At 70.4% G+C, this 26,676-nt stretch carries 29 protein-coding genes; 11 read left to right on the top strand and 18 right to left on the bottom strand.

The features are described 5' to 3' along the window. Positions 1 to 18: 18 nt before the first annotated feature. Positions 19 to 357 (bottom strand): hypothetical protein, encoded by a 339-nt coding sequence (locus ACIBEJ_RS08910; RefSeq protein ID WP_397182074.1) that lies wholly within the window; start codon positions 355 to 357, stop codon positions 19 to 21. On the opposite strand from ACIBEJ_RS08910, the gene ACIBEJ_RS08905 reads away from it, so the two are divergent. Beyond that, positions 346 to 657 (top strand): hypothetical protein, encoded by a 312-nt coding sequence (locus tag ACIBEJ_RS08905; RefSeq protein WP_397182073.1) that lies wholly within the window; start codon positions 346 to 348, stop codon positions 655 to 657. The two genes, ACIBEJ_RS08910 and ACIBEJ_RS08905, sit on opposite strands and share 12 nt — an antisense overlap. Here the strand turns inward: ACIBEJ_RS08905 and ACIBEJ_RS08900 are convergent. Further along, entirely contained in the window at positions 654 to 1,106 is a 453-nt protein-coding gene (locus ACIBEJ_RS08900; RefSeq protein WP_397182072.1) for a hypothetical protein, read from the bottom strand. The genes ACIBEJ_RS08905 and ACIBEJ_RS08900 overlap by 4 nt on opposite strands. A gap of 45 nt (positions 1,107 to 1,151) precedes the next feature. Here ACIBEJ_RS08900 and ACIBEJ_RS08895 point away from each other — a divergent pair, with 45 nt between their 5' ends. Then, positions 1,152 to 2,120, top strand: coding sequence for a helix-turn-helix transcriptional regulator (locus tag ACIBEJ_RS08895; protein ID WP_397182071.1), 969 nt, complete (start codon positions 1,152 to 1,154; stop codon positions 2,118 to 2,120). A 78-nt stretch (positions 2,121 to 2,198) separates the two neighbouring features. Here ACIBEJ_RS08895 and ACIBEJ_RS08890 read toward each other — a convergent pair whose 3' ends face one another. From ACIBEJ_RS08890 to ACIBEJ_RS08860, 7 genes are read right to left on the bottom strand one after another with little or no spacing between them, the layout of a single operon-like run. Then, positions 2,199 to 3,170 (bottom strand): ABC transporter ATP-binding protein, encoded by a 972-nt coding sequence (locus ACIBEJ_RS08890; RefSeq protein WP_397182070.1) that lies wholly within the window; start codon positions 3,168 to 3,170, stop codon positions 2,199 to 2,201. Beyond that, positions 3,167 to 4,138: an ABC transporter ATP-binding protein gene (locus ACIBEJ_RS08885; RefSeq protein WP_397182069.1), complete on the bottom strand. Its 972-nt coding sequence runs from the start codon at positions 4,136 to 4,138 to the stop codon at positions 3,167 to 3,169. The genes ACIBEJ_RS08890 and ACIBEJ_RS08885 overlap by 4 nt, the downstream gene beginning before the upstream one ends. Continuing rightward, entirely contained in the window at positions 4,135 to 4,962 is an 828-nt protein-coding gene (locus tag ACIBEJ_RS08880; protein ID WP_397182068.1) for an ABC transporter permease, read from the bottom strand. The genes ACIBEJ_RS08885 and ACIBEJ_RS08880 overlap by 4 nt, the downstream gene beginning before the upstream one ends. Then, on the bottom strand, positions 4,959 to 5,930 hold the full coding sequence (locus tag ACIBEJ_RS08875) for an ABC transporter permease (RefSeq protein ID WP_397182067.1): 972 nt from the start codon (positions 5,928 to 5,930) through the stop codon (positions 4,959 to 4,961). The genes ACIBEJ_RS08880 and ACIBEJ_RS08875 overlap by 4 nt, the downstream gene beginning before the upstream one ends. Beyond that, positions 5,927 to 7,528, bottom strand: coding sequence for an ABC transporter substrate-binding protein (locus tag ACIBEJ_RS08870; RefSeq protein WP_397182066.1), 1,602 nt, complete (start codon positions 7,526 to 7,528; stop codon positions 5,927 to 5,929). The genes ACIBEJ_RS08875 and ACIBEJ_RS08870 overlap by 4 nt, the downstream gene beginning before the upstream one ends. Continuing rightward, positions 7,528 to 8,220, bottom strand: a complete 693-nt coding sequence (locus ACIBEJ_RS08865; RefSeq protein WP_397182065.1) for a PIG-L deacetylase family protein — start codon at positions 8,218 to 8,220, stop codon at positions 7,528 to 7,530. Before ACIBEJ_RS08865 ends, ACIBEJ_RS08870 begins: the two co-directional genes overlap by 1 nt. Next, positions 8,217 to 9,158, bottom strand: a complete 942-nt coding sequence (locus ACIBEJ_RS08860) for a GNAT family N-acetyltransferase (RefSeq protein ID WP_397182064.1) — start codon at positions 9,156 to 9,158, stop codon at positions 8,217 to 8,219. The genes ACIBEJ_RS08865 and ACIBEJ_RS08860 overlap by 4 nt, the downstream gene beginning before the upstream one ends. 171 nt (positions 9,159 to 9,329) lie before the next feature. Here ACIBEJ_RS08860 and ACIBEJ_RS08855 point away from each other — a divergent pair, with 171 nt between their 5' ends. Next, positions 9,330 to 10,199, top strand: coding sequence for a hypothetical protein (locus ACIBEJ_RS08855; protein WP_397182063.1), 870 nt, complete (start codon positions 9,330 to 9,332; stop codon positions 10,197 to 10,199). A gap of 2 nt (positions 10,200 to 10,201) precedes the next feature. On the opposite strand, the gene ACIBEJ_RS08850 is transcribed toward ACIBEJ_RS08855, so the two are convergent. Continuing rightward, a complete protein-coding gene (locus ACIBEJ_RS08850; RefSeq protein ID WP_397182062.1) occupies positions 10,202 to 10,951 on the bottom strand; it encodes an SDR family oxidoreductase in 750 nt (249 codons plus the stop codon). 18 nt (positions 10,952 to 10,969) lie between these two features. On the opposite strand from ACIBEJ_RS08850, the gene ACIBEJ_RS08845 reads away from it, so the two are divergent. Next, a complete protein-coding gene (locus tag ACIBEJ_RS08845; protein WP_397182061.1) occupies positions 10,970 to 11,503 on the top strand; it encodes a hypothetical protein in 534 nt (177 codons plus the stop codon). An 11-nt stretch (positions 11,504 to 11,514) separates the two neighbouring features. Next, entirely contained in the window at positions 11,515 to 12,276 is a 762-nt protein-coding gene (locus ACIBEJ_RS08840; RefSeq protein WP_397182060.1) for a sulfite exporter TauE/SafE family protein, read from the top strand. Positions 12,277 to 12,370: 94 nt separating this feature from the next. On the opposite strand, the gene ACIBEJ_RS08835 is transcribed toward ACIBEJ_RS08840, so the two are convergent. Further along, positions 12,371 to 13,594, bottom strand: a complete 1,224-nt coding sequence (locus tag ACIBEJ_RS08835) for an oxygenase MpaB family protein (RefSeq protein ID WP_397182059.1) — start codon at positions 13,592 to 13,594, stop codon at positions 12,371 to 12,373. Between the two features lie 159 nt (positions 13,595 to 13,753). Between ACIBEJ_RS08835 and ACIBEJ_RS08830 the strand changes: the two genes are divergently transcribed. Beyond that, on the top strand, positions 13,754 to 14,416 hold the full coding sequence (locus ACIBEJ_RS08830) for a TetR/AcrR family transcriptional regulator (protein WP_397183240.1): 663 nt from the start codon (positions 13,754 to 13,756) through the stop codon (positions 14,414 to 14,416). A 101-nt stretch (positions 14,417 to 14,517) separates the two neighbouring features. On the opposite strand, the gene ACIBEJ_RS08825 is transcribed toward ACIBEJ_RS08830, so the two are convergent. The 5 genes from ACIBEJ_RS08825 to ACIBEJ_RS08805 all read right to left on the bottom strand — a co-directional run bounded on the left by ACIBEJ_RS08825 (position 14,518) and on the right by ACIBEJ_RS08805 (position 19,376). Next, the gene (locus ACIBEJ_RS08825; protein WP_397182058.1) at positions 14,518 to 15,390 is read right to left on the bottom strand and encodes a BTAD domain-containing putative transcriptional regulator; all 873 of its coding nucleotides are present in this window, start codon (positions 15,388 to 15,390) and stop codon (positions 14,518 to 14,520) included. A 210-nt stretch (positions 15,391 to 15,600) separates the two neighbouring features. Continuing rightward, positions 15,601 to 16,419 (bottom strand): sugar phosphate isomerase/epimerase family protein, encoded by an 819-nt coding sequence (locus tag ACIBEJ_RS08820; protein WP_397182057.1) that lies wholly within the window; start codon positions 16,417 to 16,419, stop codon positions 15,601 to 15,603. Then, the gene (locus tag ACIBEJ_RS08815) at positions 16,416 to 17,204 is read right to left on the bottom strand and encodes an SDR family NAD(P)-dependent oxidoreductase (RefSeq protein ID WP_397182056.1); all 789 of its coding nucleotides are present in this window, start codon (positions 17,202 to 17,204) and stop codon (positions 16,416 to 16,418) included. Before ACIBEJ_RS08815 ends, ACIBEJ_RS08820 begins: the two co-directional genes overlap by 4 nt. Then, positions 17,201 to 18,340 (bottom strand): alcohol dehydrogenase catalytic domain-containing protein, encoded by a 1,140-nt coding sequence (locus ACIBEJ_RS08810; protein ID WP_397182055.1) that lies wholly within the window; start codon positions 18,338 to 18,340, stop codon positions 17,201 to 17,203. Before ACIBEJ_RS08810 ends, ACIBEJ_RS08815 begins: the two co-directional genes overlap by 4 nt. A gap of 31 nt (positions 18,341 to 18,371) precedes the next feature. Next, positions 18,372 to 19,376: an ROK family protein gene (locus ACIBEJ_RS08805; protein WP_397182054.1), complete on the bottom strand. Its 1,005-nt coding sequence runs from the start codon at positions 19,374 to 19,376 to the stop codon at positions 18,372 to 18,374. Positions 19,377 to 19,550: 174 nt separating this feature from the next. Here ACIBEJ_RS08805 and ACIBEJ_RS08800 point away from each other — a divergent pair, with 174 nt between their 5' ends. Next, a complete protein-coding gene (locus ACIBEJ_RS08800; protein WP_397182053.1) occupies positions 19,551 to 20,780 on the top strand; it encodes a sedoheptulose 7-phosphate cyclase in 1,230 nt (409 codons plus the stop codon). A gap of 98 nt (positions 20,781 to 20,878) precedes the next feature. Further along, positions 20,879 to 21,442: an NUDIX domain-containing protein gene (locus ACIBEJ_RS08795; RefSeq protein WP_397182052.1), complete on the top strand. Its 564-nt coding sequence runs from the start codon at positions 20,879 to 20,881 to the stop codon at positions 21,440 to 21,442. Here ACIBEJ_RS08795 and ACIBEJ_RS08790 read toward each other — a convergent pair. Continuing rightward, the gene (locus ACIBEJ_RS08790; protein ID WP_397182051.1) at positions 21,439 to 22,065 is read right to left on the bottom strand and encodes a LuxR C-terminal-related transcriptional regulator; all 627 of its coding nucleotides are present in this window, start codon (positions 22,063 to 22,065) and stop codon (positions 21,439 to 21,441) included. The two genes, ACIBEJ_RS08795 and ACIBEJ_RS08790, sit on opposite strands and share 4 nt — an antisense overlap. A gap of 220 nt (positions 22,066 to 22,285) precedes the next feature. After that, positions 22,286 to 22,996 (bottom strand): TetR/AcrR family transcriptional regulator, encoded by a 711-nt coding sequence (locus ACIBEJ_RS08785; protein ID WP_397182050.1) that lies wholly within the window; start codon positions 22,994 to 22,996, stop codon positions 22,286 to 22,288. Between the two features lie 73 nt (positions 22,997 to 23,069). On the opposite strand from ACIBEJ_RS08785, the gene ACIBEJ_RS08780 reads away from it, so the two are divergent. From ACIBEJ_RS08780 to ACIBEJ_RS08770, 3 genes are all read left to right on the top strand, one after another. Next, on the top strand, positions 23,070 to 24,539 hold the full coding sequence (locus ACIBEJ_RS08780; RefSeq protein WP_397182049.1) for an MFS transporter: 1,470 nt from the start codon (positions 23,070 to 23,072) through the stop codon (positions 24,537 to 24,539). Positions 24,540 to 24,547: 8 nt separating this feature from the next. Continuing rightward, on the top strand, positions 24,548 to 25,762 hold the full coding sequence (locus ACIBEJ_RS08775; protein WP_397182048.1) for an ATP-binding cassette domain-containing protein: 1,215 nt from the start codon (positions 24,548 to 24,550) through the stop codon (positions 25,760 to 25,762). A gap of 73 nt (positions 25,763 to 25,835) precedes the next feature. Next, positions 25,836 to 26,657 carry a class I SAM-dependent methyltransferase gene (locus tag ACIBEJ_RS08770; protein ID WP_397182047.1) on the top strand — a complete coding sequence of 274 codons (822 nt, stop codon included), beginning with the start codon at positions 25,836 to 25,838 and terminating at the stop codon, positions 26,655 to 26,657. Positions 26,658 to 26,676: the final 19 nt, after the last annotated feature.

Below are 26,676 nucleotides of genomic sequence, written 5' to 3'. Positions count from 1 at the left end.
CAGGAGCCCTCTGACCAGTCAGGCCCGCACCACCCCAGGCCACCGGGACCACCACCAGGTCCCCAGCAGGTCTGGCCCCCGCAACAGCCCGCCCAGAACCCGACCTGGCCCCCGCACCACTTCGGATCCCAGCAACCCCCGCCCCCCAACGGCCCGGACCAGCCGCCACCCGGCCAGAACCCCCAGACCGGCCCGCAACAACCCCCGCGGCAACCGCCCGGCCAGCCCCACCCGCAACACCCCCAGCCCGGCCCGTACCCTCCGCATGGACAACAGCCGCCCGGACAGCAGCCTGGGCAGCAACCGCCCGACCAGCGTCAGACCTGGCCGCAGCAGCACCCCGGGATGCCGCCGCACCCGCCCCGCCAGCCCCAGCACCCCGACCAGTACAACCGCCCGCCCCAAGGCGGACCGCCGCACACCTGGCCACCGCAGCAGGCGCAGCACCAGTCTCCGCACCACCAGGGTCAGGACGAGCTGGGCGAGGGCACGGTCCGCCTGCCGTACACGCCGGACATGCTCCCCGACGTCGAACAGTACGAGACCACGCCGCCGAAGACGGGCTGGTGGTGGGTGATCGTGGTGGGTGGCCTGTTGTTGCTGGTGGCCGCGGTGGCGGTCGGCGTCATCTTCTGGGTCAGGAGTTCGGGCCTCTAGTCCGCCCGCGTCAGCTCCATGATCCAGTTGGTCTCCCAGGTCTTCTCCCCGTCCACCGAGAACGCCTGTTCCCACCGCGCCTCGCCGTCGCCGAGCCTGGTCCAGATGAAGCGGGCGCGCACGGGCGTGCCCTGGTGCTGGTCGTCGCCGTAGAACTCGCCGCGGTCCCCCTCCCACGTGCCGGTCATGGGCGGGTCGAAGCGTCCGGTACGCGTGCTCGCCCAGTGGATCGTCCAGCGCTGCTCGTCCACGTCGAACAGCCGGACCGTCAGCCCGCTGAACCCCTTGGTCGGGAACTCCACCTCGTCGAAGTGCGCGCCACCGGCGAAGTGGCTGCTCGCGACCGTGCGGCCGGGGAACTCCTCCCACTCGTCGGCGCCCGCGAGCCATTTGACGAGCCGCCTGTTGTGGATGTTCCAGGTGCCGGTGAAGAAGCTGAATCCGTTCATGGCCCGGACGCTAAGCCCGCCTCGCTGACATCTATTGTCAGTGGCATGCGCGCTTCCCGCCTCGTGTCGATCCTCCTGCTGCTGCAGACGCGCGGCCGCATGACCGCGCGGGAGCTCGCCGAGCGCCTGGAGGTGTCGGTCCGCACCATCTATCGCGACGTGGAGTCCCTCCACGCCGCCGGAGTTCCTCTGTACGGCGACGCCGGAACCAACGGCGGCTACCAGCTCCTCGACGGCTACCGCACCCGCCTGACCGGCCTGACGAGCGACGAGGCCGAGTCGTTGTTCCTGGCCGGGCTCCCGGGTCCCGCCGCCGAGCTGGGACTGGGCGCGGTGGTCACGGCGGCCCAGCTCAAGCTCATGGCGGCGCTGCCCGTCGAACTGCGCGACCGGGCCGGACGGGTCCGCGAACGCTTCCACCTCGACGCCCCGGCCTGGTACCGGGAGCGCGACCCGCTGCCGTTCCTGCCCGCCGTGGCCGACGCGGTGTGGCGGGAGCGGGTGCTCGACGTCCGCTACAAGAGCTGGAAGGGCGAGGTGACGAGGCGGCTGGAGCCGTACGGGCTGGTCGTGAAGGCGGGCCGCTGGTACCTGGTCGCCCGCTGCGGCGAGAACGTGCGCACCTACCGCGTCTGGCAGATCCTCGACCTGGTGGTACGCGAGGAGGCGTTCACCCGTCCCGACGACTTCGACCTGGCGGCGCACTGGCAGGAGTACCTGAACGAGTTCCAGGCCCGCCTGCGCCAGGGCGAGGCCGTGGCCCGGTTGACGCCGCGCGGCATGGACCGGCTGCGCGAGATGATGACCCCGGGCGTGGTGAACGCGGCGGAGGCGACCGCACGACCCCTGCCCGACGGCAGGACCGAGGTGACGCTGCCGATCGAGTCGGTGGAGCACGCACTGGGCGAGTTCCTGCGCCTGGGGTCCGACGTCGAGGTCCGCACCCCACCCGAGCTCCGCGCCCGCGTCATCACCACCCTGACCACCCTCACGACTCTCTACGAAACCCCCTGACCTCGAGATCCGCGTTCTCCTCGCCCCGGCCGACCCGAGAGGCCGTCAACCGCCGACACGTGACCGTCCGGCACCGCTCTACCCACCGGCGACGCTGGTGGGCTGAGCTTCAGCCTGCCAGCAATGTGTCCACCGCCCCTCGCCCAGCACCGTACGGCCGGGCGTCTCGTTCGCGCACACCGGCAGCGCCACCGGGCACCGCGGATGGAACCGGCACCCGTCAGGCGGTGCGATGAGGCTCGGCGGCTCCCCTCGCCTGGTCACGCCAAGATTCGGCTGGCGGGTGGGGTCGGGGGCGGAGTCGAGGAGGAGTTGGGTGTAGGGGTGGCGGGGTGACTGGGTCAGTGCCTCGCTGGGGCCGCTCTCGATCAGCCGCCCCGCGTACATGACCGTGATGTCCTCGGCGAAGTACCGTGCGCTGGCGATGTCGTGGGTGATGTAGAGGAGCGCGAGGCCGCTTTCGGCGGCCAGCGTCTCCAGCAACCGCAGCACCCCGAGCCGGATCGACACGTCCAGCATGGACACGGGCTCGTCGGCGATCAGTGCGATCGGCCGCACCGCCAGCGCCCGCGCGATCGCCACCCGCTGCCGCTGCCCGCCGGAAAGCTCGTGCGGCAGCTTGTCCATGAACTGCTCGACCGGCGTCAGGCTGACCCGTTCCAGCAGTTCGGCGACGAGTTCGCTCTCCTGCGCCGCCGACCGCGCGTGCCCGTGCAGGCGCAACGGCCTGGCCAGGTGGTAGCGGACGCGGTGAAACGGATTGAGGGACGCGAACGGGTCCTGGAAGATGAGCTGCACCTGCCGCCGGTACTCGCGAAAGCCGGTCACCTTCCGCCCGCGCAGCAACACCTCCCCCGACGTCGGCGGATAGACCTGGGCGAGCAGGCGGGCCACGGTGCTCTTGCCGCAGCCGCTCTCGCCGACGAGGGCGGTCGCCGTACCGGATCGCAGGGTGAGGGAGACGTCGTCCACGGCGTGGACGGTGCCGCGGCCGCGGGCGGCCTTGAAGTGTTTGGTGAGGTTGCGGCCTTCGAGCACGATCTCGCTCATCGGACCCCCTTTCCCTCGTTGAGCAGGCAGGAGACGCCGTCGCGCAGGGACGGCCTGATCCGCTCGCAGTCCGGCAGCGCGTGCGGGCAGCGCGGGTGGAACGCGCAGCCGGACGGCAGGGCGCGCAGGTCGGGCGGGGTGCCGGGGATGCCGAGCAGTTCCTCGCGCGGGCCGTGCAGGCGAGGGAAGGAGCGGAGCAGGCCGAGCGTGTACGGGTGGCGGGGCCGGTCGTGGAGGGAGCGGGCGGCGCCGGTCTCGACGACGCGGCCCGCGTACATGATGGCGATCCGGTCGGAGATCTCCATGAGCAGCGACAGGTCGTGGGTGATGAAGACGACGGCGAAGCCGTACTCCTCGCGCAGGGCGCTGATCTCCTGGAGGATGTCGCGCTGGACGACCACGTCGAGGGCGGTGGTCGGCTCGTCCATGATGATGATCTCGGGGTTGAGCGCGAGCGCGATGGCGATGGCGGCGCGCTGGCGCATGCCGCCGGACAGTTCGTGCGGGTAGCTGCGGCGCCGGTCGGCGCTGATGCCGACCCGCTGGAGCAGCTCCACCGCCCGCTCTGTGCGCATTTTTCGGGTCATGGTGGGGCGGTGGATGCGGAGCACGTCCTCGATCTGGGCGCCGACCGTGCTGACCGGGTTGAGCGAGTTCATGGCCGACTGGAAGACGACGGCCAGTTCGGCCCAGCGGAAGGCGCGCAGGTCCTCGCGGCGCAGGGCCAGGACGTCCACGGCGGTGCCGTCGGCGCGGTGGTAGGTGACAGTGCCGCCGGTGATCGCGGCCGGGGGCCGCAGCAGGCGGCCGACCGCGTGGGCCAGCGTGGACTTGCCGCTGCCGCTCTCCCCCGCCAGCCCGAGGATCTCGCCGCGCCGCAGGTCGAGCGAGACGTCGGCGACGGCGTGGACGGTCCCGCTGTTCGACTGGTAGTCGACGCCGAGGTCGCGGATCTCCAGGACGTTCATGCGCGCGCCTTCCGGACCTTGATCGTACGCAGGCGGGGGTTGGCGATCTCGTCCAGGCCGAAGTTGACCAGCGCCAGCCCGGTGCCGATCAACGCGATGCACAGCCCCGGCGGCACGAACCACCACCACGCCCCGATGAGCAGCGCCTGCCCGTTCTGCGCGAAGTAGAGCATGCTGCCCCAGCTCACCGTGGACAGGTCGGCCAGGCCGAGGAACGACAGCCCGGCCTCGGCCAGGATCGCGCCCACGACCGTCGCCAGGAAGCTAGTGGCGATCACCGGCAGCAGCACCGGCAGGATCTCGAAGAAGATGATCCGGATCGGGCTCTCCCCTCCGGCCCGTGCCGCCTCGACGAAGTCGCGCCGCCGTACCGACAGGGTCTGGGCGCGCAGGACCCGCGCGCCCCACGCCCAGCCGGTGACGGCGATCACCACCGCGACCGAGGCGACCCCGCGCTGGGGCAGGTACCCGGCGAGCACGATGATCAGCGGTAGCGCCGGGAGGACGAGGAAGATGTTGGTCAGCACCGACAGGATCTCGTCCACGGCCCCGCCGAAGTAGCCGCCGACCAGGCCCACGGCGATGGCGAAGACGGTGGCGATGACCGCCGACAGCACGCCGACGCCCAGCGAGACGCGCGAGCCGTACACGATCTGCGTGAGGATGTCCTGGCCGGTCTGGGTGGTGCCGAGCCAGTGCGCGGCCGAGGGGCCCTGCAGGCCCGCGTCGCTGGTCGCGGCGGGGTCGGCCTGGATCAGCAGCGGCCCGGCGAGGGCCATCAGCGCGAAGAAGACCAGGATGCCGACGCCTATGCGGATCTTCATTGGCGCGTCCTTGGGTCGAGGAGGACATAAGCCAGGTCGGCCAGGAGGTTCGCGACCAGTACGGCCAGCGAGATCACGAGGAAGATGCCCTGCATGAGCGGGAAGTCCTCGTTCTCGACGCCCTTCAGCAGCATGGAGCCGATGCCCGGGTAGGAGAAGACGATCTCCGTCAGCACGGAGCCGCCCACCACGAAGCCGAGCGAGAGGGCGAAGCTGGTGATGTTGGGCAGGATCGCGTTGCGGGCGGCGTAGGCCCACATGACGCGGCGGCTGGTCAGGCCCTTGGCCTCGGCCATGACGACGTAGTCCTCGCCGAGCGTGGTGACCATGACGTTGCGCATGCCGAGGATGCGGTCGGCCATCGAGGCGACGACGATCGTGACCGCCGGCAGCGTCGCGTGGTAGGCCACGCTGGCCAGGAAGTCGCCGGTGAAGCCGGGCGTCACCTCCAGGCCGTAGGCGCGCGAGCCGGGGAACCACTGCAGCGTCGAGCCGAACACGAAGACCAGCACGAGCGCGACCCAGAAGTACGGCACCGCGTGCAGGAAGGTCGCGGCGGGCAGCACCCCGTCCAGCCAGGTGCCGCGCTTCCACGCCATGAGCACGCCGAGCGAGGTGCCGACCACGTAGCTGATCAGTGTGGCGACGCCGACCAGGCCGATCGTCCAGGGCAGGCTGTCGGCGATGACGGTGGAGACCTCCGTGGGGAAGAACGTGATCGAGCGCCCGAGCTCCCCGCGGAAGAGGTTGCCCAGGTAGTCCACGTACTGCGTCCAGAGCCCCGCGTCGCTGATCCCGAACGCCTTCTTCATCGCCTCGACGGCGGCCGGGTCCACGTTGCCCTTGAGCCTGGCCACCAGCAGGTCGACCGGGTCCCCCGGCATCATCCGGGGGATCAGGAAGTTGAGCGTGACGGCGGCCCAGGCCGTGAGCAGGTAGAACCCGAGCCGCCTGGCCAGGAACCTCACGTGCCCGCTGGCCTCAGGTTGAGCAGGACCACGGCGGCGTCGGGCGAGGTGTACGGCGAGGGCATCGCGTAGGGATCCTGCTCGGAGGGCCAGCCGACGTACTTGCTGGTCCGGAACTGCGCCCAGGCCGGGCTGTAGAACAGCGGCAGCACCGGCAGCTTCTCCACCATGATCGTGCCGAGCCCCTGGGCCGCCTTCTGCTGCGCGGCCGGGTCGTCGGTGGCGGCGTAGTCGTGGATGAGCTTGTCGCTGGCCGCGTCCTTCCAGCGCTGGTAGTTGCCGGTGGCGGAGCTGCCGACGGGCTTGGCCAGCTCGCTGAACAGCAGCGAGCGCATCTGGAAGTACGGCGAGGCCCCGGCGGGCGTGGCCCGGATCGACAGGTCGTAGCTGCCCTTGCCCACCTTGGAGACCCAGTCCTGGAAGGCGACGCCGCGGGTCTCGACGGTGATGCCGACCTTGGCGAGGTCCTCGCGGATGAGCTGGGCGGCGTTGACCCAGTCGGTGAACGGCGAGGGCACCAGCAACTGGAACTTGAGCTGGGCGGGATCGACGCCCTTGAGCAGTTCCTTGGCCTTCTCGACGTCGACCTTGTAGGCGGCGTTCTTGTAGGCGGGCGGCAGGAACGCCTCGCCACCCGGCATGGGGATGCCGGTGGGGTGGGCGACCTTGGTGTAGCCGCGCTCGGCCACCTTGACGATCTTGTCGCGGTCGATGGCCAGGCTGATGGCCTGCCGTACCTCTGGCTTGGACAGGACGGGGTGGGTCAGGTTGGGCAGGAGGGCGACCACGCCCTCGGGCGGGAAGAAGTACTTGTTGGTCTCGGGCTTGCCCTGGACGTAGATCTTGTCGATGTCGGGGACGAACGCTCCGGCCCAGTCGATCTCGCCCTGCTGCAGCCCGGTCTGGACGGCGTTGGCGGTGTAGGCGGGGAACCTGACGGTGGGGACGACGGGCTTGCCCGGCTGCCAGTAGTCCGGATTTTTCGTCATCTCGTAGAGCTGGGCGGAGAACTTCGCCAGCTTGTACGGCCCGGTGCCCACCGGTTTGGGGTTGGTGAAGGTGACCGGGTTCTCCTTCTCGAACAGGTGCTTCGGCACGATCGCCGTGCTGCCCGAGATGTTGAAGAGCTTGGCGTAGGAGGTCGACTTGAAGTCGAGCCGCACCTTGTCGGGGGCGAGGGCCTTGGCTCCGGCCAGTTCCACGGCGCTCTTGTTGAGCTCCGGGTGCTTGATCATCGTCTCGAAGGTGAAGACCACGTCGTCGGCGGTGAACGGCTTGCCGTCGGTCCACTTCACGCCCTGGCGGAGGGTGAAGGTGAGTGTCTTGCCGTCGTTGCTCCATTCGTGGCTGAGCGCCAGCCACGGCGTGATCTCACCGGGTTTCAGCTTGTTGAAGTACTCGAGCGTCTCGTAGATCATCCCGGTGCTGCCGAAGTTGACGCCCTCCAGGTGGAAGGGGTTGAAGTTCTCCTGGAAGGTGCCCGAGTCGATCGCGTGCACGACCAGCGGCGGCGCCGCCGCGCCCGGCCCCTTCTGCCCTCCGCCGCCGGAACATCCGGCGAGCACCACCGCCATCGCGATGATCGTTAAACGTTTCATCAGAAGGTTCCTCTCACCCGGAGATCGCGCGATCCGACGGGCGCGGCGAAGGCCTGGGCCCGCTGGAATCCGGCCGGCGCGCCCCGCACGATCGTGAGCGCCCGGTAGTAGTCGACGTAGGGGAAGCCGTAGGTCTCGCCGCGCGCGTAGGCGTAGCCGGTCATCGCCCGCGACCAGATCTCGTAGGCGTCCCCGGCGATCTCCACGAACACGTCGGGACGGAAGCCCTCGGCGTCCTCCCAGTTGTCGGCGTAGTAGAGCTGACCGGCCCAGTGCGCGGGCAGGTCGCGCTCCAGCGTCTTCAGCCCGCCGTAGAAGCGGGCGTCCTCGACGATGCGGTGGGTGCGGGCGTGGTCCTTGTGGATCGAGGCGCTCCAGTGGGTGAGGATCACGTCCGGCCGCAGTTCCCTGATCAGGTCGCCGACGCGCATCTTGACGTCCTCGTCCTCGGGCAGCAGGCCGTCCTCGTAGTCGAGGAACCTGGCCCGCGCGCCGATCGCGGCGGCGAACGCCTCCGCCTCCTCGCGCTTCTGCTCGGCGTAGTCGGGCACGGACATCCGCGGATGACCGCGCTCGCCGAGCGTGAGGTGCAGGAGCGTCGCCTCGTGCCCGTTCAGGACATGCTGCGCCAGTACGGCTCCCGCCGTCAGATCCATGTCACCGGCGTGGGCCCCGATGGCCAGGATGTTCACGTGCCCCACCTCATGACGTGGAAGCGGCGGGTCACCTCGTAGCCCGCCTTGGTGTAGAGGACGCCCGCCGGGCTGGCCTCGCCGGTCCAGAGGAACCACGAGGAGTGCAGGCCCTCGGCGCGCATGGCGGTCATCGTGAGGTGGAGCAGGATCTTGCCGAGGCCGGTGCCGCGTTCGGCCGGATCGACGCCGAAGGGGCCGAATCGCTCGGGGATGCCGCGGTAGGCGGCGTAGAGCGCAAACCCCACCACCTTTTCCCGATTTTTCGCGATAACCATGCGATCGGTGGATTTGTGGTGGCGGATCGCCTCGCCCCAGTCGGGGTTGAAGACGTCGGCCGCGAACCGGATCAGTTCCGGCAGTTCGCCGGCGGTGGGGTGGCGGAAGCCGTACCCCTCGCTCTCGCGCTTCTCGCGCAGGACGAGCACCTCGGGCGGGGTCGCGTAGCCGACGAGCGTGCGGTCCATGGCGACCGGCGAGTAGAGCGTGGTGAAGCCCATCGCGCCGAGCAGCGCGAACGCCTCCGGGTAGAGGTCGGCGTCGACGCCGGGCAGGACGTAGTTGGGGGTGTAGGAGGCGAAGTCGACGCGGGTGCGGCCCTGCTCGCGCAGGAACGCGAGGGCCTCGCCGAGCAGCCGCCGTCCGAGTCCGGCGCCCCGATGGCCGGGCGCCACGAAGAAGAACGGGATCCATCCCGTCTCCGGCTCCAGGTCGGTGCCGGGCGCGAGGGGCGTCCGGCGGCGTACCGCATAGGCGCAGCCCACGACGCGCCCGCCGGCGACGGCGACGCGCAGCCCGTCCGGGTCGAAGTTGGGGTCGAGTAGGACGCAGTCGCGAAACCACGTCGCGGTGGTGGGGTCGGCGGGCAGGCTCTGGTTCCAGCAGTCGATCAGTGAGGGCTCATCCCCCGCAACGAACGCGCGGACTGTGACCGTCATGAACAAGAGCTTTCCGACAGGTAAGCGCCCGGGTCAATAAGTTCGGGAAGAAATTTTCTCTGTGCCCGAACCTCTAGAAACTTTCCTTCGCCTCCGGTAAGTATGGAACGTTGCCCGACCGTTTGGGCATGACACTCCGCACACCCGGCCTGCGCGTCTAGCGTCAGAAGCATGGACCCTGCCTGGGCAGATCCCGGCTACGACTACCGCGCCCAGCAACTCTGGCGGTGGACCGACTCCCCCTGCGACGCCGCGGTCCGCGCCGCGCTCGATGCCGGGCTCACCCCCGACCGCCTCAGCCTGGACGATCTCTACCTGCTCATCACCTTCGCCCGCCGCTGCGTCCTCGCCGCGGCCAGAACCTCCGACCCCGCCCACGTCCGGTACGGCTACGCCGCCCTGGCCGCCCTCGACCTCAACCGCGTCGACTGGCGCGACGGAACCTGGGCCGCCCACCTCGTCACCTGGGCCGCCCAGCGCCTGGGCCTGGACGCCCCCGCCCTGGCCGCCGCGGCCGCCGAGCACGCCCACCCCGACACCGGCGAGGTCCTGGTCGGCTCGACCGGCCAGAACGTCGACATCAGCGCCGACTGGGGCTACCTGCCATGGAAGACGCCCGGCGGCCTGGTCCTGCTGGCCACCGAGCACGAGCCGTACTCCCCCGACGCCGACCTCGCCGCGGTCGCCATCGCCATGGCCCTCGAACTGGAGAACGCCGGATACCTGGTCGGCGAGGTCACGGTCGGCAGCGACCTGCCCGCCGTCTGGGTGGACGACCGCGAGAAGCTCACCAAGAAGCTCGCCGGCTGCGCGTACCTGCGCGGCGAGCAGTCGGGCGTCGACGACGGCGTGCTCGTCTTCTTCGCCGAGGCCCGCGGCCCGTCACGGGCCAGGGCGATCGCGACGGCCGCCGGCTCCAACGAGCGCGCGCTCGCCCTCGCGGACGGGAAGATCGCCACCCTCCTCATCGCCCAGCCCGGCCACGACCTGCCGCTCATCCACTTCGAGGCCGCGCTGCGGAGGGCGCTCGAACGGGCGTGAGCTCACCCCCGGCCCACGAACGGCATCGTGGTCGCCATCACCGTCATGAACTGCACGTTCGCCTCCGGCGGCAGCCCGGCCATGTAGAGGACGGCGCTCACCACGTGCGCCACGTCCATGCGCGGCTCGGGCGCCGTCGTCCCGTCGGCCTGCAGCGCGCCCCGCGCCATCGTCTCCGTCATGTCGGTGGCGGCGTTGCCGATGTCGATCTGCGAACACGCGATCCCGTACGGCCGGCCGTCCAGCGACAACGCCTTCGTCAGCCCGGTGATCGCATGCTTGGTCGCGGTGTAGGGCGCGCTGAACGGCCGCGGCGCGTGCGCCGAGATCGACCCGTTGTTGATGATCCGCCCACCTCGCGGATCCTGCCTGCGCATGATCCCGAACGCCTCCCTGGCGCACAGGAAGGAGCCGGTGAGGTTGGTGCCGACCGCCGCGTGCCACTGCTCGACGTCGAGTTCGTCCACGGGAACGGCGGGCGTACCCGTGCCGGCGTTGTTGAACAGCAGGTCCACCCGCCCGAACCGCTCGCGCACGGCGGCGAACAGCGCCGCCACCGACCCCGCCTCCCGCACGTCGGCGGGCACGACCAGCCATCCGCCGTCGTCCGGCGTGGCGGTCGCGGCCAGCGTCTCCTCGCGCCGGCCCGCGACCGCCACCGCGTAACCGGCCCCGCGCAGCCCACGGGCGACGGCCCGGCCGATCCCCGACCCCGCCCCGGTGACGACGGCGACCTTGGACACCTTGGTCATGCCCGGCAAACTACCACCATGACCTGGGACGAGTACCTCCACGAGACCCACACCCCCGAACAGTTGCTCGCATGGGCGCACAGCCTGTCCTACTTCCACTTCTGCCGCGCCTACGGCGGCCACAACAACGACGGCGACCGCCTGCTGGCCGCGGTGCGCACCGAGGACCCGGCCGAGACGCTGACCGCGCTGGGCCTGCCGGTCAGGCGCATCGCGCCGGGCACGCCGCTGGCCGTACCGGGTCAGGGCTACACCGTCCAGGAGTACGCCAGGTTCCCCAGCCCGATCCCCGGCCACCCCGACCTGGACCAGCCCGGCTGGGTGACGCTGGCCGGCCATCCCGCCCACGTCTGGGTGTCGCGCACCGCCGTCATGATCAGCGTCCACGACGCCGACGACGTCTACGCGGTCACCGAGTCCGCCGTGGCCGCCGCGCGCGCGATGGAGGACGTGCTCGCTCCCCTGGCCGACCGCGTCATCGACCCGCCCCAGAACGACCGCAACTGCATCTGCGTGCACGGTTCGACCGCAGGCGAAGTGTCCGGTTCCTAGGCTCTCTTCGTGTGACCTTCGTGGAGATGCTGGCCGTGTTCGGCGCGGGCGCCGCCGCGGGCGCCATCAACACCGTCGTCGGCTCGGGGACGCTGATCACCTTCCCCGTCCTGCTGGCCACCGGCCTGCCGCCCGTCACCGCCACGGTCTCCAACGCGCTCGGCCTGATCCCCGGCTCCATCGGCGGCGTCATCGGCTACCGCGCCGAACTGCGCGGCCAGCGCCGCCGCATCCTGCGCATGAGCGCGGGCGCGCTGGCGGGCGGGGTCAGTGGGGCGGCGCTGCTGCTGGTGCTCCCGTCCGCCGCGTTCGAGGCGATCGTACCCGCGCTGGTGGCCCTCGCGCTCGTGCTGATCGTCCTGCAGCCCTGGCTGGCGAAGACGGTATGGCGCCGCCGTCCACCCACCGCCGACCCCGACGGCGGCCCGGTGCTCCTTTCCGGACTGACGCTGGCCAGCGTGTACGGCGGCTACTTCGCCGCCGCCCAGGGCATCATCTATTTGTCGCTGATGGCCATGTTCCTCGACGACGACCTGCGGCGGCTCAATGCCCTGAGGAACGTCCTGGTCGCCGTGGTCAACACCGTGGCCGCGCTCTTCTTCCTGTTCGCCGCCGACTTCGACTGGACCGCCGTGGGCCTGCTGGCGGCGGGCTCCGCGATCGGCGGCCGGACCGGCGCCGCCCTGGGCCGCCGCCTCAGCCCCACGGTGCTCCGCGCCCTGGTCGTCGCCGTCGGAACCGTCGCCCTGATCCAGCTCCTCCTGCGCGACTGACCCGTCGAAGAGGACGCCAGACCTGGGTCCGCGAGGATCGCGGGTGCTGGCGGGACATCCGGTCATGGGCAGAATGTCATGTCCATGCCGGTGGTCAGCCGGGGCGGTTGCCCGTCGGGATCACGATCTTGGTTTGGGCTCCCCTGGTCAGGTAGTAGGTGGTCCACCTCTTGACCATCTCGTCCAGGAGCCAGGCGCTCGCGGGCACCAGCGGCAGCCCGATCAGGCCCTCGCGGAACCGCACCAGCAACGGCCAGGCGGTCTTGACCACCGGGTCCCACAGCGGCTCGCGGCGGATGCCGTTCCAGTCGGCCACCTGGTCGCCGGTCAGGTAGCGGGCGAAGGCGTTGACCAGAGGCTTGTCGATGCCGCCCGGGCTGGTCAGCTCCGCGAGCATGTCCCGCAGGATGGCGTTGAGCTCCACGCCCTCCCTGGTCGGCCCCATGTTCCTGGGCAGTACCAGGTCCGACTGGGCATAGGAGGTCTCCCAGGTGGCGGGGAGGAACTCGTCCCTGATGCCCAGCATGTGCCCCAGCGTCTGGACCGAGTGCAGGTACGCCGCGGACTCGGCCGACGACATGCGTACCTTCCAGTCCCGGAGCCCCCGCATCGAGTACGTCGCCAGGGTGTGCCACGTGACGAGCATGTCCTCCTGGCTGATCGGGATGGGCCCCGACCAGTGCGGCGAGGACCGCAGCAGGTGCCGGACCGCCGCGTGCACCAGCCGGGTCTTCACCGCCTCGACCACGGCCGTGCCGCCGGCCGTCCAGGCGTTCTGGGGTCTGACCGCGTAGGCCAGGATGTTCGTCTTGGCGATCCGGTCCTTGAGGTCCGCGCCGCCCGCGGAGTAGTAGACCGCGCGGGCCTCCTTGGGGATGGCGGTGGCCAGCATCCCGGCGCCCACGATCGTGAGAACGACGAGGTAGTTGCCCTTGAGCGCGTGGAAGCGCGCCGCGGCGGCCAGTTTGGCGGGATCGGCCCAGGACGGTAGCTGACGCGCCCGCTCGATGAACGCCCGCAGATCCTCCGGCAGGCCGGCGGGCAGGGGCTGGTCGTTGCGGTTCCAGTCGTACAGGAGCCGGTTGACCTCGGGGATGAGGCCGCGCTCGAACAGCGAGGCGAGAAGCGGGTCGGCCTCGTCGTCCCAGACCCACCGGGGGTCGGCGCCGCTGCCGGAGCCCGCGATCGAACCACTGGCCGGCCAGGTCCAGTCGCCGGACAGCGCGTCCGCGTGGGCCGGGGCGGCCATCCCTAACGCGCCGAGCGCTCCCAGGGCGGTGCCCGAGATGAGTACGTCGCGCCTGCTCAGCTCTGCCATGCTCTGCACTCCTTCGCGCACGCGGGAAAGGATGATACCGAGAAACAAGGGATGAGTCCGTGTATCATCATCAGAGCACAGCGTGACGAGCATCACAAGCCCAAGGGTGAGGCAGAATCCATACAGGAGGTGATCGTGGAATCTGTGCTGTCCGGATTCATGGCGCCGTCGGACTCCGAGTCACTACTGGAACGCGCCTACGTCGACGCCGTCGAACGCGTGGACGACACCGACGAGCTACGGACCCGCATCCTCGACGCGGCCTACGAGCAGTTCTGCCGGATGGGCATCAGACGCTCCACCATGGAGGACGTCGCCAGAATCGCCAAGGTGTCCCGCATCACCGTCTACCGGCGCTTCGACACCAAGGACACGCTGGTCGAACACGTGGTACGCCGCGAGTTCCGCCGCTACTTCGACCAGTTCCTCATCGACATCGAACAGGCCGGCACCGCCGCCGACCGGGTCGTCCTCGGCTTCGTCACCTCGCTGCGCGCCATCCGCCGCAACCCCCTGATCGGCGGACTCATCGCCACCGAACCCGACCTCCTGGTCCCCTCCCTGACCGCCGACGGCGGCCAGACCCTCGCCACGGTACGCCACTTCGTCGCCGGCCAACTCCGCAGCGAACAACGGGCGGGGCATGTGGCGGCGGCTCTCGACGTCGACATGGTGGCCGAGATGATGGTCCGCATCTCCACCTCGTTCTTGACGATCCCAAGCGCGGTCATCGACCTGGACGACGACGATCAACTGGCCGAGGTGGCCCGCCGCTTCCTCGTCCCCATGCTGGAACCACCCACCGGATCCTCTACCGCGTGATCTTCACGTGACCAGGCGCGGCGCCCAGGCCCCGCTCCGGGCACCCGATGCCGGCGGGCTCGGCCCCGGCGGGGGCGAAGCCGCGTACGGGACGAGGATCGCTATGCCGACCAGGGGCGCGCCAACGTGGACAGTTGGACCGGCGCGCGCGGCGCGGGAATCCGCAGCAGAGTGCCGTTGCGCACGAGAGCGGGCGTCCGGGCGGCGGGAAGTTCCAGCTCGGGCGCGGCGTTGAGCACCGCCTGCTGGAGTCCGCGCAGCCACGCCGACGGCTCCAGGCCGAGTTCGTCGACCAGAGTCCTGCGCAGCCGCTGGTAGGTGTCCAGCGCGTCGGAAACCCGCCCCGCCCGATAAAGAGCCAGGATGAACTGAGCGTGCAGGCTCTCGTCCATCGGGTTGTGGCTGCACAGTGCGGCCAGGTCGCTGAGCAGTTCGATGTGCAGCCCGAGCTTCAACCCGGCTTCGTTGCGTTCGTGCAGCACCTTCATCCTGAGTTCCTGCAGGCGCACGACCTCGCGTTCGAGTATCAGCCCGATCGGGACGTCCACCAGCACGGATCCGCGCCACAGTGCCAGGGCCTGATTGAAGAGGCGGTAGGCCTCACCGTCGTCGGCGGCGGCCCTGGCCTCCTGCGTCAGCCGGTCGAACCGTTCGATGTCGCGCCCGCCGGACGGGACGCAGAGCATGTAGCCGCCGTTGCGAGTGGCGAGGACGTCCTTGGGGCCGCGTCGCGCATTCTTGCCCAGCGCGGCCGCGAGTTTCTTTCGCAATTGCAGAATATACGTTTGGAGTGTGGTTCTCGAACTGCGCGGAGGGTGTTCTCCCCACACCTCTTCGATGAGCACATGGACCGGTACGATGTTGTTGGCGTTCAGCGCCAGCACCGCGAAAATCTTGCGCGGCTTGTCGGCGGCGGGCAGAAGGTCCATTCGATTTTGCTGTGCAGCGAGCGGCCCAAGAATCTTGATCTCCAAATTGACCGGCCCTTCTCTCGTCTTCTGATATCCGGAATATTCCCATCACCGCATGTCCTCCATGGTGTCAGACATCGAAAGAGGAGACCAGTGAGTGGCACCTCCGGCACTTGGGATAGCTCACCGGCAAGGACGTTAATAAATCATATTCCGACCTGCGTGCGGGCACGCTCGATTTGGGCCCGCACGCAATTCAGGAAAAGGGGCCGTTCAGAGTCCGTGGCGCAGCGCGGCCGAGCGGGCCCAGGCGAGGTCGGCGGCGATCCGGCCCGCCCTGCCGTCGCGGTAGTCGTTCTCCAGGACGAGCGCCTCGACACCCCTCATGTGCCGGCTCACCGCGGACAGAGTGGCGTCCAACCGCCCGCTACCGGCGCCGAGGGGAGGCATGTCGCCGACCGCGGGCGGGCCGTCCTTGAGGTGTACTTGACCGGCGAACGCCCCGGCGACCTCGGCCACCAGCCGTACCGGGTCGAGACCGGCGTCCACGGGATTGAAGGTGTCCAGCACCAGCCGGAACGCCGGGGAGGCGACGGCCTCGACCAGCGCCCGCGCGCCGGCTGGAGGCAGCACGTTCTCGTTGGCCAGCACCACGCCACGAGCCTCGGCCTCTGTCGCGGCCCAGGCCAGCATCCTGGCTGTGCGGTCGAACGCCACGGGGCCGTCGATGGCGCCGCGCCGGAAACTCGGCACGAACGCGAGCGGGACCCCGAGGCCGATGGCGGCGTCGAGCAGCCGGACCAGCACCCGGCGCACCCGCGCCTCCTCGGGGCCGCCGGGTGGCGCGGGCAGGCCGAGATCGTTGAGGACGTTGCCCGCGACCGCCAGCAGTTTCACGCCGGTCGCCGCCGCTGCCTCACGCAGCGCGGAGATCCGGCCCGGAGCGTCGGCCCATTCGCCCCTGGACCCGCCGCCGAACTCGACCTGCACTCCATCGGCGCCCGCGCGCGCCGCGAGGCGCAGCGCCGCCTCGCCGGATCGCGGCAGCCGCCATTCGGCCAGCCCGATCGCCGGGCTCCGGGAGGCGCTCACCGGTGCGGCGTCCCGCTCTGTGACCGCGGCGCCCGGACCCGGACCGGCCACCAGGACCCGTCGCCGCCGACGACCAGGCTGTCGCCGTGATGGCCTGGTCCCGTGGCCAACGCCAACTCCACCGCGACCCGGGCGAAGGCCTCGGGCCGCATGTACGCGGCGTAGTCGAAGCCGGGGCTCCTGCGTCGTCTGATGCCCGGTGTGTCGACCATTCCCTCGGGCAGGACCTGAACGATCCGCACCTGCGCCGGATCCTCCTCCTGCGCGACGGAGTCCAGCAGCACCTTGGCCGCGGCCTTCGAGGCGGCGTACCCGCTGCGGCCGGGTCCGGCGTTGAAGGCGACCTCGGACGACACGCCGACGAACAGGCCAGGCGCGGCGGCGCGCAGCGCGGGCAGGGTGGCCGCCAGCGTGAGCCGCAGACCCGCCGTGTTCACCTCGAACTGGCGGCGCCACTCTTCCTCGTGCACGTCGCAGAGGGCAGCACGACGCCGCCCGTAGTGGACGGCCGAGTAGCAGACCAGGTCCAGCGGCGCCGAGCCCAGATCGGCGAGGGTGACGCGGGTCTGATCCGGGTCGGCCAGGTCCAACCCCCGCCACGTCAGAGCCCCCGCGCCCGGACCCTCCGGCCCGCCCGGCTCCTCGGGTGCGTTGCGGCTGCACACGACCACGTCGGCGCCCGCCCGCGCCCAGGCCCAGGCGATGCCCCTGCCGATCCCGGCCGAACCGCCGACGACCAGGGCTCTCCGTCCGGTCAGCGAGGCCGTCCCCTTGCGCGCCGTCACCGTTCCTCCTTCACGTCACCCGATCCGGACCGCCGCGTCGCGCCGACCCGAATGGCGAGTTTGACGAGCCGCCTGCCGTCGATCACGCGCTCGGCCGACCCGGCCACGGCGCGCAGGACGCCGAGCGCGCCGGCCAGGTCCGTCTCGTGGGTCACCAGATCGCGGTAGTGCCACGGGCTGGCCGTCAGCTCCCGCGCGGCGGCGACCAGGTGCCCGTTGGCCACGCCTCGGTGCCCGAAGAGGAGGACCCGCCGCCCGGCGGCCGTGACCACCCCGGTCACGACCGGCTCGGCCGGCAGGCCGCCGCAGTTCGCCGCACGGACTCCGGCGAGGTCGACACCCGGCAGCGAAGCCGTACGCGCACCGGGTGGCAGTCCTCCCACCAGGTCCACGACCAGTGGTCCCCCGCCCAGCTCCAGCACGCGCTCCAGCATGGGCAGCGTGGCGTCGCGCGGGGTCGCGAGCACCACGCACGTCGTGCCCTCGTCCGGCGGCAAGGCGCCGATCTCGCCGGGAAGCAGCAGGAGGTCGGCGTGGACCGCGCTGTTCCTGCTCCATGCCAGGCCCGCCGCCGTGTGGTGAACGTGCGCGATTCGAGCCGGGGCCAGTACACGGCGCGCGGCCCGGACGGCGAGATGGCCGACGGTCCCGTCACCGACGACCACCAGCCTGCTCGGACGGTACGCGCGGTGAATCTCCAACGCGTAGTGCACCACGGCCAGCGGCTCCACCAGCGCGGCCAGCAGGGCCTCGGGGATCTCCCCCTCGCCCAGGGGCAGCACCATGCCGTCCGCGACGGCGGCCTCAGGCAGGAGCACACGCTCCTGGAACAGCCCGTCCACGTTGTGGCCGAGCAGGAACGACGGGTCGGCCGGGTGCGTCGGATTGATCAGCACCGTCGTCCCCGGCGCGAATCCGGAACCGGCACCGGCCCGCACGACCGTGGCCAGCCCCTCGTGGCCGATCACCGGGGCCGGGTCGCCGCGCAGACCACGCAACATCTGGATGTCCGTCCCGCACAGGCCGGCGACCTGGACCGCGACGCTCAGCTCGCCGGGTCCCGGCTCGACGGTGGGCCTGGCGCCGAGGGCGAGCCGCGGGCCCGACCGGACGATGGCGCGGTGGGTGCCGGTCACCGGGAGGCCGTCCCGCTCGCGGTGGTGCCGGTCACCGGGAGGCCGTCCCGCTCGCGGCGCGGGCGGTTTCGGCCGCCAGCCCCGCGCCCACCAGGCAGTCGACCTGTCCCGCGGGGCAGACCATCAGCCGGTCGGCGATCCAGCCCGGAGAGAGCGTGCTGGTCAGGTAGAGCCCGCGGGCGGTCAGGTGGCCGAGCAGTTCCCTCCGGTAGTGGGCGCCGAGCGCGTGTGTGACGCCGCCGGTGAAGGCCACGAGGTCGAGTTCGGGGTCGAGGCACAACGCCGTGCGCACCACCTCCGCGACCGGCAGCGTCGCCGCCCGCAGGATCTCCCCTGCCGTACGGTCACCCGCGTCCAGAGCCTTCACCAGCGAATCCTCGAACGCGACCCGGCCCGGATCCCGTCGCTGAACGGCCTCGGCCAGCCTGCGGATGCCTGGGCCGGAGGAGAAGGAGGAGACATGGTTCATCTCACCGCAGTCGCAGCGCAGATCGACGCGCTGCCCGGCGATCGACACCGACGCGGGCAGGTGCCCGATCTCACCCTGCAGGCCGTGGTCGTCGGTGGGGATCGCGCCGCTGCGCCGGTCGAGGATCCGGCAGGCGATCCCCGTGCTGACGGTGACGAGCAGCACCTTGCGCCGGTCCTGGCCGGCGAGCCCGTCCGCCAGGTGCAGCAGCGCCGCGGTGACGTCGTTGACCACGTGCCAGCGGACGTCGGGTCTGGCCGCCGACAGCGCGCCGAGCAGGTCGAAGGGAGTGGTGCAGGCCCCCCACAGCGGCGCGGAGGCGTAGACGGCGCCGGAGCGGTGGTTGAGCGCGGCGCCGAAGGAGACTCCTGCCGTGCTCCTTTCCGGTACGACGCGTGCCATCGCGGCGACGAGGCGCTCCCGCAGGCGGCCGGCCGGCCCCGGATCGCCGTTGGCGAGGCTGGGCGTGGCCGCGCGCCGTACGGGGCCTAGTCCGCGTGCGCGGCTCCACGTCGCCCAGCGCAGGTGTGTGCCTCCCACGTCCAGCACCACGATCGGCTGCGGCACGGCTGGCTCCCTCCACAAGGGGCGGCGGACGCGCTGACGCTAGGTCGGCACGCTGGAGCCTCGGTGGAGTCGGCGGGAATCGAGTTGAACTTGAGCAGGGGGATCAAGGCTCGCAGGTGACAACCCCCATCCATGCGAGCAGACAGCCCAGCAGAGGGCTGGTAGGGAATCGTCATGCCGGGATCAGTACAAATCGACCATAAGCCAGCGCAGGGGCTGTTCGTCTCCGACGAGACGACCGAGCCCTCATGGCGGCTGTCCACCAGTCAGCCGGTGAGTTACGTGGTGCGCCTGCATTCCCGCCTCCTTGATCCAGCCGACCCGACCCTTGCCGACGCCGGGACCATCGGGCGACCGGCGGGCCGGCAGCGCAGGCTGGTCGTCGTCGAGAGCACGGTGTACGAGTTGTACGGCCAGGAGATCGACGCCTACTTCACCGCACGAGGAGTGAACCACGAGACCCTGGCGGTCGACGCCCATGAGCAGCTGAAAACGATGGACCTGGTCATGACCGTGATCGCGGCGATGGACCGGTTCGGGATCGTCCGCAGAGCCGAGCCGGTCATCGCCTTCGGCGGTGGCGTGCTGACCGATGTCGTGGGCCTGGCCAGCAGCCTCTACCGGCGGTCCACTCCCCATGTGCGGGTGCCCACCACGCTGATGGGCATGATCGACGCGGGCGTCGGTGCGAAGACCGGTGTCAACCTCGGCCATCACAAGAACCGTCTCGGGGCCTACCACCCGGCACTGATCACGCTGATCGACCCGCGCTTCCTCCGCACGCTGAGCGAGCGCCACCTGGCCAACGGGCTCGCGGAGATCCTGAAGATCGCCCTGATCAAGGACGCCGGGCTGATGGCGCTGCTGGAAGAGCACGGAACCCGGGTCATCAACGAGCGGATGCAGGCCGCCGGCAGCCAGGACGGCGGCGCCTGCGCCAAGGAGGTGATCTCCCGGGCCATCCACGGCATGCTGGCCGAGCTCCAGCCGAACCTGTGGGAGCACCGCTTGACCAGGCTGGTCGACTACGGCCATTCCTTCTCGCCCGCCATCGAGATGCGCGCGCTGCCCGACCTGCTCCACGGTGAGGCGGTCGGCGTGGACATGGCGTTGTGCACGGTGCTCGCGCGGCGGCGGGGCTGGATGACCGACGAGCAGCAGGACCGCGTCCTCCGGCTGATGCGCGAGCTGCGCCTGCCTTCCTGGCATCCCGTCTGCACGCCCGCCCTGATCACCAGGGCGCTTCAGGAGACCGTCAAACACCGCGACGGCCGTCAGCGGCTGCCGTTGCCGGTCGGCATCGGCGACGCCCGGTTCGTGGACGACCTGACCGACGCGGAGCTGACCGCCGGCCTGAACGAGCTGCGCATCCTCAGCCCGCGCTACCGGACGAAGGGGGCCTGAGCACGGGGGGCCGTGTCCACGGTCCGCACGGCCCCCGTCCCCGGATTCAGTAGGGTGGAAGCGCCCAACGTCATCGCGGTACGACCCTGGAGGCCGGCGTGCGCACGTTCCACTCGCGGCAGGTGTATCGCAATGACTGGATGTCGGTGCGCGAGGATCGCGTCGAGCTGCCCGGCGGATCGGTCGGCCTCTACGGCGTCGTCGACAAGCAGGACTTCGCCCTGATCATCCCGGTCGAGAACGACGGGTTCCACCTTGTCGAGCAGTTCCGTTACCCGGTGGCCCATCGCTGCTGGGAGTTCCCGCAGGGCTCATGGCCGGCCGCCGCGAAGGACTCGGCGGCGGACACGGCCGATGCGACCAGGCTCGCCGCGGCGGAGTTGCGCGAGGAGACCGGCCTGACCGCCGCCTCGCTCGACTACCTGGGCCGGGTGCACGTCGCCCACGGCTACTCCAGCCAGGGCTGCCACATTTTCGTCGCGGAGGACCTGACCCCGGGCCCGCCGCGGCGAGAGGCCACGGAGTCGGACATGCGGCACCAGTGGGTGAGCGAGGCCGAACTGGACCGCATGGTGACCGAGGGCGCGCTCGTCGACGCCCCGTCACTGGCCGCGCTCAGCCTGCTGGACCGGGTACGAGGCAGGCGCCGCCCGCCCGGCTAGACGTCGGGCGGTGTCGGCTCGATCCTCGGGAGCAGCCAGCCACGCTCGTCGGCGATGCGGATGGCGTCCACCCGATTGCGCGCGTCGAGTTTGGTGACGATGGTCGACAGGTAGTTGCGGACGGTGCCGATGCGCAGATCGAGACTCTTGGCGATCTCGGACGGCTCGGCGCCCGCCGCCACCAGCACCAGGATGTCCGCCTCGCGGCTGGACAGCGGGTTCGGCTCGGCGTTCAGCGCGGCGATGGCGAGTCCCTGGTCCACGATCTGCTCGCCCGCGGCGACCGCCTTCACTCCTTTGACGAGTTCGCCCGCGGGAGAATCTTTGAGCAGCAGGCCGGAGGCGTTTACCTTCATCACGCGGCGCAACAATTCCGGTGACCTGCGGGCCGCGATCAGCAGAGTCCGGGAGACGGGCGAGTAAGCATGGAGGTCGGCCGCGATGGTGAGGGCGGCGCCCCCGACCATGTCCGCGTCGAGGACAATAACGTCGGGACGGCAGCGGCGTGCCGTACGCAACACATTGTCCGCCCGCTCCGCCTCGCCCACCACGGTGATGTCGGGGTCCATGTCCAACACAATGGCAAGAGCACCACGAACCATACGCAATTCGACTGCCAGCATGACGCTGACCATTACGCCCCCGAATCAGATCAGCTCGAACCGCATAACAGATGGAGCGATTACATCCGCCCTCGAAGGGGGACATCGAAGAAAGGAAGTCCGCCGACTCAATCTGACGGCACTGGTGCGCACTTTAATAGTTGGCTAACAATAAGATAGTTGAGATAGTAAGTACCATTCTGGGACGTGTCAACGTTTTCTAATGGAAACAGGACATCACTCAGGGTGCACCCAATCCGGCCAGCATGTACTCCAGCCCCCGGCGGAACAGATCGTCCCAGTCCTGTTCGCCGAGGTGATGGGTGGCGGCGAGGGCGGGATACAGGTCGGCGTGCGCGCGCACGTGCGCGTCGGCGGAGCTCTGCATCTCCGGAGCGGTCAACTGCCAGGTGGATTGTGTGGCGGCCGACCCGATGACGAAGTTGGCCAGACCATGGGTCGCCGAGGCCAGGACCGCCCCCTCGAACCCCGCCCGGATCAGGGTCGCCTGCAGGAACTCCGTGCGCATCAACACGTTCGGCCCCAGCAGGGGGCGCCCGAGCAGGGCCGCCGCCCAGGGATGGCGCAGCATCGTGGCGCGCCACTGCAGCACGAGCGCCCGCACGTCGTCGTCCCATCGGTCGGACGGCTCGGGTAGCGAGACCTCTTCGAAGATCGCGTCCAGCGCCAGGTCAAGAACGTCGTCCTTGGTCTTGACATGCCAATACAGCGTGGTGGGCCCGGCCTCGAGGCGCTCAGCCAGCCGTCGCATGGTAAGGCGCGAGACTCCCTCGGTGTCGAGCAGCTTGATCGCCTCGGCCGTGATGCGGGCGGCGGTAAGGGTCGAGTCTCGGTAGACGCGGGGGCCACCCCGCAGCCAGATCTCGCCCGCGATGCCGCCGGTCGCCCCGCCACGTCCGCCCGCCTGGGGTCTGGAACTGCTTGCCTCCATGGAACACATGTTAGTACATTGATCGCCTCATCGATCAATGTACCGTTGCTAGTCCAACGTTCTAGGAGCGCAAATGGGGAATACCACGGCAACCGAGGGGACGGTGCGATGGTGGACGCTCGCCCTCGCCAGCGTGGCGCAGTTGATCGTCGTCCTGGACTCAACGGTCATCAACATCGCCCTGCCCTCCATCCAGACCGCCCTCCACCTGACCGACGCGGCACGTGCCTGGGCGGTGACCGCCTACGCGCTCGCGTTCGGCGGACTGCTGCTGATCGGCGGCCGGCTGGCCGATCGGTTCGGGCACAAGCAGGCCTTCATCGCCGGCCTCGTGGGCTTCGCCCTGGCCTCGGGACTGGCCGGGCTGGCGACCAACGCGGGCCTGTTGTTCGCCGGACGGGCCGCACAGGGCGCCTTCGCGGCGGTGCTGGCCCCCGCCGCGCTGTCTCTCATCTCCACGCTGTTCACCGATCCCCGTGAGCGCAACGTGGCCTTCGGCGTGTTCGGCGCGCTCACCGGCGTGGGAGCGGCCGTCGGGCTCCTGGTCGGCGGCCTTCTCACCCAGTACCTGTCATGGAGCTGGTGCCTGCTGATCAACGTCCCCATCGCGGCCGTCGCCCTCGTCAAGGCGATCACCGTCATCCCGTCCGTGGCCCGTGGGCAGGCCAGACCGCTGGACCTGCCCGGCATGGCCTTCAGCGGGCTCGGGATGCTGGCCGTGGTCTTCTCCTTCTCGGAGATGGCCACGCGCGGGTGGAACGATCCTGTACTCCTGGCGCTGCTCGCCCTCGGGGTAGTGCTCCTGCTCGGGTTCGTGGCATGGGAGGCCAGGACCCGCTATCCGCTGCTGCCGTTGCGCGTGGTCAGCGACCGGTTCAGGGCGGCGGCCTTCCTCGCGATCGGCCTTCCGCAGGTCTCGATGTTCGGCTTCTTCCTCTTCCTCACCTACTACTTCCAGCTCATCCTGGGGTACAGCCCGCTCCAGACAGGGCTGGCGTTTCTTCCGCTGTCGGTGGCCATCGGCATCGGCTCGACCGTGATCACCGGCATGCTGGCACCGCGGCTGGCTCCTCGCGCCATCATCGTCCCGGCACTGCTGCTGATGGCGGCCGGTCTCGCGATCCTGATCGGCCTGGATGTCAACGCGCCCGCGGTGTTCGTGACCCGCTTCCTGCCGGCCGAGCTGCTCATCGGCCTGGGGCTGGGCTGCGTGATCGCCCCCTCGATCAGCATGGCCACGAGCGGCGTGGATCCGGACGACGCGGGCGTGGCCTCGGCCACGGTCAACGTGGTCCAGCAACTCGGCGGATCCGTGGGCACCGCGCTGCTCAACACCGTCGCCACCATGGCCGCCGCCGCCTACGTGGTGGCGAACGGCGCCGGCGGCCAGGTGACCACCGAGGCCGCGGTCCACGGGTTCAACCTCGCGCTGATCGTCGCCCTGGCGATCATCGTGGCGACCGCGATCGTCGTGGGCCTCATGCTGACCACCCGCCGCTCCTCCGTCGCACCGGCGCCGCAGGCCCAGGATGAGGCCGCGTAGTGCCACATGTGGAGGTGACCGGCCTCACCTACGCACTCCCCGACGGCCGGCGAGTGCTGAACGACGTCTCCTTCACCCTCGGAGAGGGTGTCACCGCGGGCCTGGCGGGGCCGAACGGGGCGGGCCGGATCGCCCTGTTGCGATTGATCGCCGGTGACCTCACCCCCACCTCCGGAAAGATCGCCAGCAAGGGCGGCATCGGCTACTTATCCCGATCCGGCGATTCGTCCTCCGCAGAGCGGGACCGGCTCTCGCTGGAGGCGCTGCTCCAGGGGCCGGACGGGGTCCTGCTGCTGGACGGGCCGGACGAGCATCTCGACGTGCGGGGCAAGGAGTGGCTGGAGGACCGGTTCCGGTCCAGCCGCAAGACCATCCTGCTGACCTCCCGCGACCGCCAGCTGCTGGCCAACGCCGCCAGCCGCATCATCGCGGTGGAGGAGCGCGAGGTGTGGGTGCACGAAGGAGGTTACGCCACTTTCGCCGACGCCCGCCTTGCTCGTGCTCCGTTCGGTCGGGAGAACGAGACGTTCAGGCCGGAGGCGAGCGGGAGCCCGCGAAGCGTGCTGCGGGCCCTTCGCCGAGTCCTCCGCGACGACCGTACCCGCACGCGCGCCGGCGAACGCGCACTCACCGGCCGCGGCCTCCGCCTGCCCGGGCTGACGACGGCCTTCGACCTGACGGTTCGCCTCGGCGACCGGATCGCGATCTGCGGAGCCGACGGCCCGGCCAAGTCCCTCTTCCGCCGGCTGCTGGACGAGTCCGGCCGGCCGGACGACGCCGTGCCATCGTTCGACGGCACGGTGGAACTCGGTGAGCGGGTCACGCCGGGGTCACTCACGCGGGACCCGGCCGACGCCGGTCTCGCCGGCAGGAGTGTCGCCGACCTCCTGACGGGCCTCGGACACGACGACGCGACGGCCGTGCTCACCCGCTACGGGCTGGAGCCGGCGCGGGAGCGGCGGTACGAGGACCTGTCGGACGGAGAGCGAGCCGGTTTGAACGTTCTCCTGCTCGAACTGGCGGAGGTGAACCTCCTCCTGCTCGACGAGCCCACCGGCCGACTCGACCCGTCCGGCGCCGACACCTTCCAGCGCTGCCTGCGCGGCTTCCCCGGCGCGGTGCTGGCGATCACCGGCGACCGCTGGCTCGCCGGTGACTTCACCCGCTTCCTGCACTTCGCCGCCGACGGGCAGGTCAGGGAGGCCACCTGGGGACCGGAGTAAGGGTTCCACCCATGCTCAAGGGCCGCTCTCTAGGCTCGCGCCACCCCTTCCCCCACGACCAGGACGAGAAGTGATGAGCCAACAGGACGCACACGAAATCGGACAGTTCTACGACAACGTCACCGATCCCTACGTCCAAGCCTGGGACGGCAACCTCCACATGGGCTACTGGGAATCGGCGACGGCCGCCCCCTCGATCGACGCGGCGACGGAGCGCCTGACCAGCGAGGTGATCGGCAGGCTGGGAGTCGCTCCAGGCGGGCGCGTGATCGACGTCGGATGCGGCATCGGCAAGCCCGCGCTCCGGCTGGCCCGCGAGCACAAGGTGGACGTGGTCGGCGTCTCGATCAGCGAACAGCAGATCGAGATCGCCCGCGCCTCAGTCGTCTCGGTGCCCCTCCCCACCCAGGTCTCCTTCCAGACCGCCGACGCGATGGATCTCCCCTTCCCCGCCTCCGCGTTCGACGCGGGGCTCTGCCTGGAGGCGCTGCACCACATGCCCGACAGGCCCAAGGCGCTGCGGGAGATCGCCCGTGTGGTCCGCCCCGGCGGGCCTGTGGTCATCGCCGACTTCGCCCTGCGCGGCCCCGTACCCGAGGAACACCGCGAGCTGGTCGAGCGGTTCGCCCAGGCGTGCAATCTGGTGACTCTGACCGAGATCGGCCCCTACACCGCCGAGTTCACCGCGGCGGGACTCGACCTGACGGACGTCGTCGACGTCAGCGACAACGTCCGGCCGTCCATGGCCCAGCACGCCGAAGCCATCCGATCGGCCCGTGACCGCCTCGGACCGATCGTGGGCGTGGAGCGCCTCGACCAGATGGTCGACCTGACCGAGCGCTTCGGCGTCCTCTCCCAGTTCGGCTACGTCATCCTGGTCGGCACCAGGGCCTGACACGTGCGCGGGGACCGCC

The sequence above is a fragment of the Nonomuraea sp. NPDC050790 genome (assembly GCF_044456745.1).
Lineage (GTDB): Bacteria > Actinomycetota > Actinomycetes > Streptosporangiales > Streptosporangiaceae > Nonomuraea.
The sequence above is the reverse complement of the archived record's forward strand: the minus strand, read 5'-3'. Positions and strand labels throughout refer to the sequence as shown.